General features: G+C 64.4%; 13 protein-coding genes. 5 read left to right on the top strand and 8 right to left on the bottom strand.

Features of this window, described 5'->3' with window-relative positions; genetic code table 11:
• The 4 genes from BM228_RS34550 to BM228_RS06535 all read left to right on the top strand — a co-directional run.
• Positions 1–732: hypothetical protein (locus BM228_RS34550; protein WP_167367676.1), on the top strand; the 732-nt coding region annotated here is incomplete at its 5' end.
• Positions 729–1,343, top strand: coding sequence for an ATP-dependent Clp protease proteolytic subunit (locus BM228_RS33630; protein ID WP_139234052.1), 615 nt, complete (start codon positions 729–731; stop codon positions 1,341–1,343). The genes BM228_RS34550 and BM228_RS33630, both read left to right, overlap by 4 nt.
• A 1-nt stretch (position 1,344) precedes the next feature.
• Positions 1,345–1,665: a hypothetical protein gene (locus BM228_RS06540; protein WP_092038298.1), complete on the top strand. Its 321-nt coding sequence runs from the start codon at positions 1,345–1,347 to the stop codon at positions 1,663–1,665.
• Between the two features lie 36 nt (positions 1,666–1,701).
• Positions 1,702–4,293, top strand: a complete 2,592-nt coding sequence (locus tag BM228_RS06535; protein WP_092038296.1) for a phage tail tip lysozyme — start codon at positions 1,702–1,704, stop codon at positions 4,291–4,293.
• A gap of 355 nt (positions 4,294–4,648) precedes the next feature.
• Here BM228_RS06535 and BM228_RS33625 read toward each other — a convergent pair whose 3' ends face one another.
• The 6 genes from BM228_RS33625 to BM228_RS34545 form a co-directional block, all read right to left on the bottom strand.
• Positions 4,649–4,963 carry a hypothetical protein gene (locus BM228_RS33625; protein ID WP_139234051.1) on the bottom strand — a complete coding sequence of 105 codons (315 nt, stop codon included), beginning with the start codon at positions 4,961–4,963 and terminating at the stop codon, positions 4,649–4,651.
• An 89-nt stretch (positions 4,964–5,052) separates the two neighbouring features.
• Complete coding sequence (locus BM228_RS33620) at positions 5,053–5,511, bottom strand: hypothetical protein (protein ID WP_139234050.1); 459 nt, start codon at positions 5,509–5,511, stop codon at positions 5,053–5,055.
• A 93-nt stretch (positions 5,512–5,604) separates the two neighbouring features.
• Entirely contained in the window at positions 5,605–6,822 is a 1,218-nt protein-coding gene (locus BM228_RS06530) for an AAA family ATPase (protein ID WP_092038294.1), read from the bottom strand.
• Positions 6,823–7,021: 199 nt separating this feature from the next.
• Positions 7,022–7,294, bottom strand: coding sequence for a transcriptional regulator (locus BM228_RS36075; RefSeq protein ID WP_425284915.1), 273 nt, complete (start codon positions 7,292–7,294; stop codon positions 7,022–7,024).
• Between the two features lie 24 nt (positions 7,295–7,318).
• The gene (locus BM228_RS06520; protein ID WP_244537041.1) at positions 7,319–7,621 is read right to left on the bottom strand and encodes a hypothetical protein; all 303 of its coding nucleotides are present in this window, start codon (positions 7,619–7,621) and stop codon (positions 7,319–7,321) included.
• Between the two features lie 11 nt (positions 7,622–7,632).
• A complete protein-coding gene (locus BM228_RS34545) occupies positions 7,633–7,797 on the bottom strand; it encodes a hypothetical protein (protein WP_167367675.1) in 165 nt (54 codons plus the stop codon).
• 129 nt (positions 7,798–7,926) lie between these two features.
• Between BM228_RS34545 and BM228_RS06515 the strand changes: the two genes are divergently transcribed.
• Positions 7,927–8,619 (top strand): hypothetical protein, encoded by a 693-nt coding sequence (locus BM228_RS06515; RefSeq protein WP_139234049.1) that lies wholly within the window; start codon positions 7,927–7,929, stop codon positions 8,617–8,619.
• A gap of 787 nt (positions 8,620–9,406) precedes the next feature.
• Here the strand turns inward: BM228_RS06515 and BM228_RS06510 are convergent.
• Positions 9,407–10,525 (bottom strand): ATP-dependent DNA helicase, encoded by a 1,119-nt coding sequence (locus BM228_RS06510; RefSeq protein WP_092038288.1) that lies wholly within the window; start codon positions 10,523–10,525, stop codon positions 9,407–9,409.
• Positions 10,522–11,454, bottom strand: coding sequence for an oxygen-dependent coproporphyrinogen oxidase (gene hemF / locus BM228_RS06505; RefSeq protein WP_092038286.1), 933 nt, complete (start codon positions 11,452–11,454; stop codon positions 10,522–10,524). Before hemF ends, BM228_RS06510 begins: the two co-directional genes overlap by 4 nt.
• Positions 11,455–11,597 lie beyond the last annotated feature (143 nt).

The following is an 11,597-nucleotide window of genomic DNA, read 5'->3' as shown; positions in this document are numbered from 1 at the left end:
CGCTGCCGCAAGGCCCGCGACCAGGTCGCCAGCGAGATCGAGGCTGGCGCCGCCGCGATCGAGGCCGCCGCCGTCGAGCTGTCCCGCGCCGCCGCCGCCTTCGATGTTGCCCGTGAGGCAGTGGAACGGGCCTGCGGCGAGCACGGTCCCAAGGGCGTCAACGGGTTCGATCAGCGGCACGTCATCATCGATGCCGCCAAGCGCCAGGCCGGGCTGCTCCCCCGCACCACGCAGGAGTGGTGGACGAAGCTGCACCTCGACGCGGTGGCCGGCGCCGAAGAAGTCGTGGCTCCGATGCGCGCCAACGCCAAGGCGATCCGCGAGGGCGCCGCCCCGATCGTGATCCCACAGAAGCCTTCGGCAGCCCCGGCGCCGGTCGCGTACCCCATGGTGCGGGTCTGCCTCGCGCAGCCCGCCTTCTACCGCGGGTTCCTCGGCCACCGGATCGACCTGTTTCCCGGCAACGTCGAAGTGCCGGAGCCAGCTGCGCAGGCCGCCATCGCGAAAGGAATCGGCTTCACGCCGAGCAGCACCGCCGGCCAGACCATCACGCGGGCTATGCTGCTGGAGCCGAATGCCAGCTTCCAGATCGACGACACCGGGTCGGTCCGTGTCGTCAAGTTCACGGGCGAATTGGGCGAAGGCGGGAAGGGCCTGCCGCCGGCCCCGCCGCCGGTCGACCTGGGCCAGATGCCGGATACGCTCGGGGTGATTGCGGAGGCTGCGCAGTGAGACGCTACAGCCTCGACCGCAACGACGGCCGCATCTGGATCGACGGCCATATCGCCGAGGGCCACGTGAGCGCGGCGGCCGTGCGCCGGTCCCTCCTTGAGGTTGACCAGGTCGGACCGGTCCGGGTGGTGATCGACACGCCCGGCGGATCCTGCGCCGAGGGTCTGGCGATCTACACCGCCTTTCGCGAGTGCGGCCGGCCCATCGAGGTCACGATCCGCAACGCCTACTCGATGGGCGCCGTGATCGCGATGGCGGGCGAGCGCATCTCCATCGAGACGAAGGGCATCATCGGCCTGCACAGCAGCCGCGTCACGCGCGAGGCAGCCGGCGCCGAGGTAGCGGACCGGCACCTCACCGCGGAGGCCCTGCGCCGCTTCGCTCGGGCCCTGTGGTCGGACGAGGCCACCAAGGGCGCCGCAGCCCGGGTGCTGGACCTCGCACACGGCGCCGAGAACGCCGACGCCACGCACCTCGACATCCTGGCCCGCCGCACCGGCCTGGCTCGGCACGATCTGACCGCCCTGCGCGCCGCCGAAACCGAGTTGGCCGCCGAGCGCGCCGTCACACTCGGATTCGCCGACCGCATCATCCCGACCCTGGAGACCTGACATGGCCGACACCTACGATGACCTCGCGGCGCTGGCCGCCAAGGATCCCGCCGGCAAGGGGCGGCTCTGGCACGTCCGCGATGGCAACTGCTGGAGCTATGCGGGCTGCCCGACGCCGCCGGACGCGGACCTGAAGGTTCCCAACGAGAGCGTTCCCGATGGTCGTGTGCGGGCTGCGCTCACGGACGGGACGTGGATGGGCGCTGTAATCGACGTCAACGCCACACCGATCATGATCCTCGCGGTGCAGAAGACGCCCGCGCCGGGCGCGCCAGTGACCGTGCTGCGCGCCAGCGACCTCGGCACCCCGGCAGCGGCCTGACCGCCCCACTATCCGCACGACGAGTAGGAGAGCCGTATGGCCGACGAAGCCCTGCGCATGGAAGCCGAGGTCCGGGACAAGTTCTCCGGACCCCTGAAGGCCCTCCGGTCCCAGCTGCTCGACACTGCCCGGACCGGCGCGAACCACAGCGAGACGCTCGTGAAGGGGTTCAAGGGCGTCGAGGGGGCGATGCAGTCCACCGCCCGGACGGCATCGAGCGTCGTGAACCCGGCGCTCGCCACACTGGGCGTCACCGGCCTGACCGCGGGCGCCGCGATCGCGGGCATCTCCGCCGCGCTCAACAAGCTGACGGGGAACCTCACCGGCCTCGGCCAGCTGAACCGGGACACCGGCATCGCCGCCAAGACCCTGCAGGAGTTCGGAGCCGTGGCTGGGCGCTTCGGCATCGAGCAGGAGGCCGTGGCCCAAGGTGCCAAGAACTTCGCCGCGCAGATGCGGACGTTCTCACGCAGCACCGGTGACACCTTCAATTGGGTGATCCACCAGGGCACGAACGCCGCTGGCCGCAAGGCTTTTCAGGACTTTGCCTCTGACCTTCAGCACACCTCGGATGAAGGCGAGAAGCTGAAGAAGGCCTTGTCTTTCATGGAGACGATCAAGAACCCGGTCGAGCGCGGGATCTTCGCCCGCCAGTTCTTCGGCAACGACGATTTCCAGCGCTTGGCCGACCAGCACCTCGGCACCGTGACCCAGATGTTCAAGCAGGCCCGCGAGCGCCTCGGCGCCTACGATCCGGCCGACATCATCAACGCGGAGAAGTTCGACCGATCCATCAGCAGCCTGCGGAGCTCGATGCAGCGTTTCGGCCTTACCGTCGCTCGGGAGTTGCTGGGGCCCGCCACCGAGTTCACGACCTGGATGGATACCTTGGTGTCGGGCGAGCGCGCCGACGTGACCAGGGCGCTCCGTGAAGGCCTGCAGGGGGTGAAGAAGGAGCTCGGAGAGATCAACTTCAAGCAGTTCGGTGAGGACGCGGTCAGAGGCCTGCAGGCTGGCACCGCGTTGGCGGGCTCGATGGCTCGGACCTTCCACGAGATCGCCAACGCGATCCATGCCATCCGGGAGGGCGACGTAGCGGGCGCTGCCCGAGGCATTGATGGCGCGTCCGGCCCGCTGGCCCGGCGGCTGGCACCGCGGGTCGGCGACGATGAGATCGCAGCGAAGGAGCAGATCGAGTCCTGGAAGAAGGCGCTGGCCGAGGCCGAGTATGACCAGGAAACCGGCGGCCCGGCGATCGACTTCAAGTCGCGAGAGCCGCTCCTGCGCAAGCGCCTGAAGGAATCGGAGGATGTTCTTTCCGGCCTGCAAGGCCGCACGCCCGAGCAGCGGCAGAAGGACTTCGAGTCGTCGGACAAGCTCCGCAGGAGCGTGGACGCGCTCACCGACGAGATGAAGGCCAGCCGCAGCGGCGCGACCGTCCAGAAGCAATCCATGGACACGCAGGGCGGCCTGTTCGGCGAGGCGACTGTGCAGACGGCCGCATATGGCGGTGGCGGCTTCGACCGCCGTGGCAGGCGGCTGCCACCGATAGATCCGGTGCAGCGCGACGCGCGCCGGCGCGCTGCCGAGGGCAACTCGGGAAATCCGGATGCTGGCTGGTTCGGCGGACGGGCGGGTGCGGATGCCAAGACCTATGGCTTCGAACAGGGCGGACGGCCCCGATTAGCGCCAATCGGGCCGCGGCCAGATGTGCCAAGCATCGGACCCAGCGGCACCGGCCGAGGTGCACGTGCGGAACGCGGCGGCGGGTCGGCTCGCACCGGCGACATGATGCGCTACGCCATGGACCAGCTGCGCCAAGAAGGCGTGCCGGAGGATCGCCTCCGCGAAGCGGCGGCCCACCTCGTTGGGCAAGCCACGATGGAGTCAGGCCTTGACCCCAACAAGGTCCACGACGGTGGCACCGGCTACGGCATCTACGGCGCCCGAGATCCAAAGGGATGGGGTAGCTACCGCGGCGCTCGCCGCAGCGACATGGTTCGGTGGCTGGAGGCGAACGGGTTCTCGCGCAACTCTGCCGAGGGGCAGATGCGAGAAATGGCGCACAGGGCCATGTCTGGCGCCTATCCGCGGACGCGAGGCATTCTCCTGGGCCGCGGGACTGGCGATCTGGACCGCGACACGAACACGATCACGGGCGAGTTTGAGGCGCCCAAGGTCATCAACCGTCGGTCAGGTGCCGTGCTGAATGCGCTGCGCACTGGTCCCAGCCAGGCAAAAGCCGAGCGCGCGCCCGGTGTCGACCTGCCGCGGATGCCCTTCACACGCCGCGCCGAGGTGCTTGCCGATCCGAATGATGAGCGCCGCCAAGGCGAGAAGCCGTTCTACTCCGATGAGGATGATCGGCGGGCCGCTCGGGACTTGGGCATCGCCCTACGCGCCACGCGAGCCAAGCAGGAAGCCCAACGGGAGCAGATGCGCCTGGATGGGGCCCGGGTTGGCGCCGCTGCCGCCCAGGCTGGTGTCGTGGGCGCGCAGGTGAACGGCAGCGTCACGACCGTGATCGAGAAGGCCGGCCCCGAGGCGAAAGCCAAGACCAGCGTGAACGGCAACCTCTTTCAAGAAGTGCGGACTCAGAACGGTTCACAGATGCGGAAGGCGGACTGAGCTACCGCCTGAGGCAAGCTGTTCCAGGACGTCGTGCAGCGGAGCGGCGCGCAGATGCGGCGGGCGATCCCGCGGGACCCGCCGACCTGACACCGTCCCACATCGCCATCATCTTGAGCCCCGCCGGCAGCCGCCGCGCGGGGCTTCTCCAGCCCGTCGTTCACCAGCCCATCGCGCGGGCCATGTCCCGGTTTGACGCTTGCCCTACGCAGCGGTATTTAGGTTTCAACACGAAGCACCAATGACTGGAGCGCGCTCCGGTCACAATGCGGCGGAAGCTCAACTGGATGAGCGCCCTTTTCGCAAAGGGGAGGTTGGCGGGTTCGAATCTCCCACGCCCCTGCGAATGGCCTACCTAATTCGAAAGCGGAAATAAGCTGACCAGATTTGCGGCCGTCCCAAGGATGACGGCTCGAATCGTCCACCAAACGGCCGCCCGATTGAAGTCGCCTGACGACTTCGAGGCCATTAAGGCGGCTAATTCCAAATCGACTTGGCGCATCGCCGGATCCACCGGTTCGGATCGCCCGGGAAGACCTAGTGGCGTCCAGTCCGGGTAGCTGGAAACGCCGGCTGCCTGATACGAACGGCGAGCCGCTACGCCAGCGCAAAGCAGCGCCAGAAGGGCCAGCGTTCCTGATGCCAGTTTAAACGCCAGCGTCGCTGTCACTGTCTGACTTCCGTCGCGAGGCTGCTCTTAGTATGCCCACGGCTGTTCGCCTCACACGCTGATGAGCGGCGACCGCTTGACCAATGATTTCATTTTCTTTTTATCAATCCGATTGTTTGTAAAAACACTTCCCATTCCGCACTTATCCCACCTGAACCTCTGATAAGGTCCAATGTCATTCTTGATTTCAAAGAAGCAGAATCAAAACCTTTCCTATAATCAGGCCAAGTCTTCAACAATTCTCTCTTAGCCTGCGCAGGCGTGGAATTTAATCGGCCACTGAGAATTTTACCAAGATGGGTTTCCAAGCAGTCCACTTGCTGAACGAGGTGTATGCCGGCTCTAAGCGCTTTTGCTACTGCTTCCGGGCCTATTCTATCGGAGTCCAGCAGAACAAATCTTCCACCATCATACATACCGCGCTTCAATATTCGATTGTTGCTTTCTTTGATTGATTTTTCAATTATTATAGCCGGATCACCGCCATGGCTGTCGTATGGATCAAGGTGCACTGCGCAGTCGGTCTCTTCGGCATATCGCTGCAGCACGACCGTAAGGGATCGCTCACCCTTACCTTCACAACCAACAAAAATCCGACGTCGAATTCGAGGCATTGTCCTGTGGGCCGCTCCGGCTGCCGCTCACCCGATATAAGGGATAGCACCATAGCGTCCAGCAAGGTAATCGCGCTGGAAATTTGCGTCACGCCTTACGCCAGGTATGTCTTTCAGACCATAAAGCTTTACGCGGCCGCCATCGTCTTTCTTGGAAAAGAATATCTCTTCTTTCCGCAAAAAATCGAGCACCGCCGGATTGTTGCAAGTTGTTATAAGCTGAGCATTATGAGGATTGGTTTCTGGGTCCGTAAACCAGCCAAGAATTTCACGGAGGAGTTCGGGATGAAGATCGCTATCAAGCTCGTCCATGAGCGCAAGGCCGCCAGACACAAGAACTCGATGTATTAATGGGAATACACTCACAAAATTCATTGTCCCCTGGGACTCTAGGGCGGCAGGCAAGTCAGAATTCAAGCCAGAATGACGAAAATATAGGATCATACGCTTTGATTCGCCCGATCCTATACCGGGAAACTCCTGAACTCGAACATCATTGATGCCCAAATCAGCCCTCTTGATTAAATTATTTAACGCCTTTAGCGTACCTGGATCGTCAGCATACATTTTTGCCGTTTCTTCATCAGTCCTTCTTGGCCGGCCCCAGAAATAGAAATTTGACACAACCCCAGACAAGCTATTTTGTATAGTATCAACCAGTGCGTTCCCTGCTACAAATTGCCCAAGCAAAGAGATGACTGAAGCATTATTTCTAGCCAGTGCGGTGCGGGGTATTTTCCCACCAAGCGACCCCATTTCCCGTCTAAATGAGGCGCGATCCTGCTCTCGAACCACGAGAGCAGTCCATTGGCTTGCCGGCTTATATTCGAGCGCTTCAGATTCGACGACTCGTTGGAACGAGCTTTTTCCAGGAGCTGCGACCATGGTGTAGCGCAGAGGCATAGGATTTCCAGGAGAAAACCAGTCAGCTTCAAATTCAACACTAAGTTTTGACTTCGCTTCCTGCGACTCTTTATCAGAAAATGGATAAAAAATTAGGCCAGCGTCCGGCGGATAAAGCGCCGATCTCGATGTAAAGTCTGCTAAAAATCCAAGCGCTCTTATGGCAGTTGTCTTGCCGGACGCATTGGCGCCTAGAATGGCAGCGATCTTCGGAACTCTAGAGTTTTGATAGCCAACAATTTGCCTATCTTCTTCATGCTCGACTTTATTAGAAATCGAAAAGTCCAATACCTGGAGATCTCTGATTGCTCCAAAATTGGTTATGCTCAGCCGGTGAAACATCGACTCGCCTGTGTTACGGCTTAGCCGCACTAGGGATACCAAAGGGACCTTAGTGCCTTTTCAACGAAAAATCGGCAGAAACCCCTTGAGACCCTTATGGCCCTATGAGGTGGGCTTTGGTCAATAGCGTCAAGGCAACTTGGTGCCCTCACGGGCGACTAATCCGCGATCTGCACCGCCGCGGTCTAGCGGGCGGGGGTCATTGAGCGACCGCCTTCCGCAGCCTTACCCCCGGCCCCTCGCCGTTCTCCTCGATGAAGATGACGCCAGCGGCTTCGAGGGCGGCTACCAGAGGCGCAGTAGGTAACCGCCAGCCACCACGACGACGGTGAGGGTTACGATCGAGAGGTAGAACCTCTTTGCTGCTTCGGCCCGAAGATCGGCACGGCGCTGATTGGTTCGAGGCCTGAAGGCGACGATCTTCGGATCCGACAGGTGCTGGGTCAGGCTGTCGGGTAACCGACGCTTCGATCGTCCCATCCGCATGTTCACTTTTCTACGGCCGCCGCATCGCATGGAGAACTTGCGTCAGGTGCCCCACGACGTCGTCACCCTTCGTCGCATCTGGGCCAGCCTGGCGACCTACCTCGGCCGGCTCAGCACGCTTGGCCACTTCCATCAGCACATGCTCCACGGAAGGCGGCCAGGGGACGCCGTTGTCCTGAAGCATCCTGGTGGCGTTGACGAGCATGTGGAATTGGTTCGTTGGGATCGTCGTGCCGGCAGCGTGCTGCTCAAGGATGCGGTCAGCGAGTGCCGTTGCCAGCCCGGCGACCTCGGCCAGCTTCTCGGGCGGCACGGCAGGCCCTGTCATTTCAGGTAGCCCTTCGCCTTCAGGTGCTCGGTGAGGAGCTTCTCGACGTAGGAGGCGACTGGCCGATGATCCTCGGCGGCAGCCTCCTCAAGCGCCTTTTTGACGGATGGCAGGATCCGTAGCCCAAGCGGCGCGGACCGAGTCTCACGTGTCTCTGACATTGTTAGCAGATGCTAGTTGACGCTTGGGATGTGAGCAACTATAAGCAATCTGCTAGCAATAGCAAACGGCCCGACACGGTGCGTCAACACCGTGCCAGGCCTAGCCCTCAACGTCGTGGATCTACGTCAATGGCTACTCACGCCCATAGCACACGCACGCCCTTATTACCCCCGTCCGGCAATCCTCGGACCTTATTATGCCAGGGGTTCGGCCAGCTGCCGGGCCCCGTCACGGAGGCCATTCGAGCCTGCCGCGCCGCCGATCCGGCCGACCAAGCCATCGCCGCCATTCAGGACGGCCTGGAAAGCTTCTTCAGCGATGCCAGTCATCAGATGCAGGCGCCGACCGCCAGCTCGACGGCCGCGCTGAAGGCCCGCGCAGCCGATCTGCGCGGGGCGCTGGTCAAGTGCCCTCGCACCGGCGGCACGGACCCGCACGTACCGTTCGGCCCGGCCCTGATCGGTGCCCACGCCGCCGCCATGAGTGTCCGCTGGGTGTTCGAGGTCGAAGACCCCGAAGCCGAGCCCTACAAGGCCGCCCTGGCTGTCGACAACGTGCTGAGGCGCCTACTCGCCGAGGTCCTAGCTCTTCCGGTTCCATGCACGATGGCCGGACTCGCTGTGGTTGGGCTCGCAGCGGCTTTCGAGGTCGAGGGCGCCCTGTCGCACCGCTGCCTGGAGAACGAGGACAAGCTGGCCACCACTGCTCGGGCGATCCTGTCGCTGACCCGTACCAAGCTGCCTGCCAGCTTCCTCGGCTTCGGTGACGATCCGGACTTCGAGGCGCGTGAGCAAGCGATCCTGACGCCACCGGTTGGGTAGGCGCTCGAAGCATCCACGCCCGCCCTTACGCCTCGGGGGAGATGAGATGGGCGAGCGTGGAGATCAGCGAGGCGCCTCAGATTCCTCGCCGATCCCGGTAGCCTATGCCGACGCGGGCAAATGCGAAACGGTTTCACATATCGGCACAGTCTGCCGTTTTGCGCTCCCCTGAACCGGGGATGCCAAACACGACACTGTGTCGCTTTTCGAAAACGGAAACCATTTCCGTTTTGCCGAGCCGTCAAGGGCTAGGCTGCGAGCCCTCGCAGGATCACCCCCACGGCCATGAACGCACCGGCCGAATAGACGACCGTGAAGGCGAGATCGAACATGGTGTGGTCACGCTTTCTGCGATGAATCTGTCGGCTGGGCACGGCCTCGTGGTGCGAGGCTTAGACTGGCTCGGCAGCTTGACGCCCGATCTTATGATGCAAGTTTGCAGGTAATCTCGCCGCAGCGAGCCCCCAGCCGAACGTCGCTCGCGCATCCCGTGCGCGCGGCTCAACTACCGGAACAGACAGCGACCATCCGCTACCGCTTTTGCTACCAAACTCGGTCGCACAGGCCAGTATGGAACGGGATGAGAACGAGGCGAGGACCCGAAAATGCCTAGGCGAGGCAGGACGTTATCGGATCGGCTGGGAGGTGGCGGGATGGCCGAAATCGCATTTCGAGTGCGGTGCATTCAACCGCTCTGCCACCTCTCCGCAAGGTGCCTCGATGAGACGGGCGGTGCCTAGCATGCGCGCTCGCGCTTCACAAGCGATGTCGCGGCGCCGGGCGCCGGTCAGACCACGATGGTGATCGCCTGCGCGGCCCGGGTGAGGCCGGTATAGAGCCAGCGGGCGCGGTGCTCGCGGAAGGCGTAGGATTCGTCGAACAGGGTCACCCGGTCCCATTGCGAACCCTGCGCCTTGTGCACCGTCAGGGCGTAGCCGTAGGTGAACTCGTCGGTCTCCCGGCGCAGGAACAGCGGGATCTCCTCGTCGGAGCCCGAGATCATCGCGCGCAGCACCTTGATGTCGGTGGCCCGGCGGCGCAGCGCCGGGTCGTCCTCGGGGACGACGTCGAGGCGGATGAGGTCCGGGCGCGGCGGGGCGCGCAGGGCCTGCACCGTCCAGGTCGAGCCGTTGAGCAGGCCCTTCACCCGGTCGTTGCGCAGGCAGACCAGCTTCTCGCCCACCGCCGGCATCGGGTCGGTATGGCCGGCGAGTTCCCGGAGCCGGTTGTTGTACAGGCGGCGGGTCTTGTTGAGGCCGACCAGGACCTGGTCGCATTCGAGCACCTCGGCCGGGTCGAGGGTGCGGCGGGAGACGATCCGGCTCTGGCCGTAGGTGCCGAGCTCCAGCCGGCCGCCCTCGCGCACGGTCATGGCCATGCGGACGATCGGGTCGTCCTTGGCCTGGCGATGGACCTCGGTGAGCATCACGTCGGGCTCGGCCTCGGTGAAGAAGCCGCCGCCGCGCACCGGCGGCAGCTGCGCCGGGTCGCCCAGCACCAGCACCGGCCGGTCGAAGGACAGGAGGTCGTTGCCGAGGTCGGAATCCACCATCGAGCACTCGTCGATGATGATCAGGTCCGCCTTCGCGGCCGGGCCGGAGCGGTTGAGCGTGAAGGTCGGGCCGCCTTCTTCCGCCTCCTTGGTGCGGTAGATCAGCGAGTGGATCGTGGCGGCGTCGTAGCAGCCCTTCTGGCGCATCACCGAGGCGGCCTTGCCGGTGAAGGCGCCGTAGACCACCGTGCCGTCGACATCCTCGGCGATCCGGCGGGCAAGCGTGGTCTTGCCGGTGCCGGCATAGCCGAACAGCCGGAACACCTGGCTCCCGCCCTCCCGCCGCCAGGCCGCGATGGCCTTCAGCGCCGCATCCTGCTGCGGCGCGTAAGCCGAGGGGAGACCGGCGCTCACGGCCAGCGCACGGTGGGCGGCAGGGACGACAGGATCGAGGCGACGTTGCCGCCGGTCTTCAGCCCGAAGATCGTGCCGCGGTCGTAGAGCAGGTTGAACTCGACGTAGCGCCCGCGCCGGACCTGCTGCTCCTCGCGGTCGGCCTCGGTCCAGGCCGTCCCGACGTTGTCGCGGACGATCTTTGGATAGGCTTCCAGGAAGGCGCCCCCGACATCGCGCGTGAAGGCGAGGTCCGCCTGCGGATCCCCGGTCCAGCGATAATCATAGAAAATACCGCCGATGCCGCGGGGCTCATTGCGGTGCTTGAGGTGGAAGTATTCGTCGCACCACGCCTTGTAGCGGGCATGGTCGACCCCGTGGGCCGCGCAGGCGCGCTCCAGGCAGGCGTGGAAGTGGCGGCTGTCCGGGTCCTCCTGGTTGCGCCGCCGCATCAGCACGGGGGTGAGGTCCGCGCCGCCGCCGAACCACGCCTTCGTGGTTACGACGAAGCGGGTGTTCATGTGCACCGTCGGCACATGCGGGTTCCACGGATGGGCGATCAGCGAGATGCCGGTGGCGAAGAAGCGCGGATCCTCGGCGGCCCCGGGCATCTGGGCGCGGAATTCCGGGGCGAACTCGCCGTGGACGGTGGAGATGTGCACCCCGGCCTTCTCGAACACCCGGCCCTTCAGCATCGCCATGACGCCGCCGCCGCCGGGCTGGCCGGTATGGTCGGTGCGGTCCCAGGGCGTCTTCACGAAGGTCCCGGGGCCTGCGGGGGCGTCCGGGTGGAACGGCCCCTTGGCCTCGGACTCCAGGGTCTCGAAGGCCGCGAGGATGCGGTCGCGCAGGGTCGCGAACCAAGCCGCGGCCTCCGATTTCATGGCGGTCACGTCGGCCTCGGACAGGGGGGCAGTCAGGGCCGCGCGGGCGTCGTCCGGCATCGTCATGCGCTAGGCTTTCCCACTGCGCCGATGGGTCGTCAATCGGCGGGCAGCAATTCGGCTTGCCGCGTGCGCCGCCGCCGAACCGGTGTCCCCTTCGGCGGCGCGCGCTCTAGATCAGCCGGTCCCGCGCCGGTGCGGCGCCGCCT

This window comes from Methylobacterium pseudosasicola (genome assembly GCF_900114535.1).
GTDB lineage: Bacteria > Pseudomonadota > Alphaproteobacteria > Rhizobiales > Beijerinckiaceae > Methylobacterium > Methylobacterium pseudosasicola.
The sequence above is the reverse complement of the archived record's forward strand: the minus strand, read 5'-3'. Positions and strand labels throughout refer to the sequence as shown.

Coding starts and splice junctions, on each gene's coding strand:
- BM228_RS06540 (WP_092038298.1), top strand. CDS start 1,345: ATGGCCGACACCTACGATGACCTCGCGGCGCTGGCCGCCAAGGATCCC.
- BM228_RS06535 (WP_092038296.1), top strand. CDS start 1,702: ATGGCCGACGAAGCCCTGCGCATGGAAGCCGAGGTCCGGGACAAGTTC.
- BM228_RS06530 (WP_092038294.1), bottom strand. CDS start 6,822: ATGTTTCACCGGCTGAGCATAACCAATTTTGGAGCAATCAGAGATCTC.
- BM228_RS34545 (WP_167367675.1), bottom strand. CDS start 7,797: ATGTCAGAGACACGTGAGACTCGGTCCGCGCCGCTTGGGCTACGGATC.
- BM228_RS06515 (WP_139234049.1), top strand. CDS start 7,927: ATGGCTACTCACGCCCATAGCACACGCACGCCCTTATTACCCCCGTCC.
- hemF (WP_092038286.1), bottom strand. CDS start 11,454: ATGACGATGCCGGACGACGCCCGCGCGGCCCTGACTGCCCCCCTGTCC.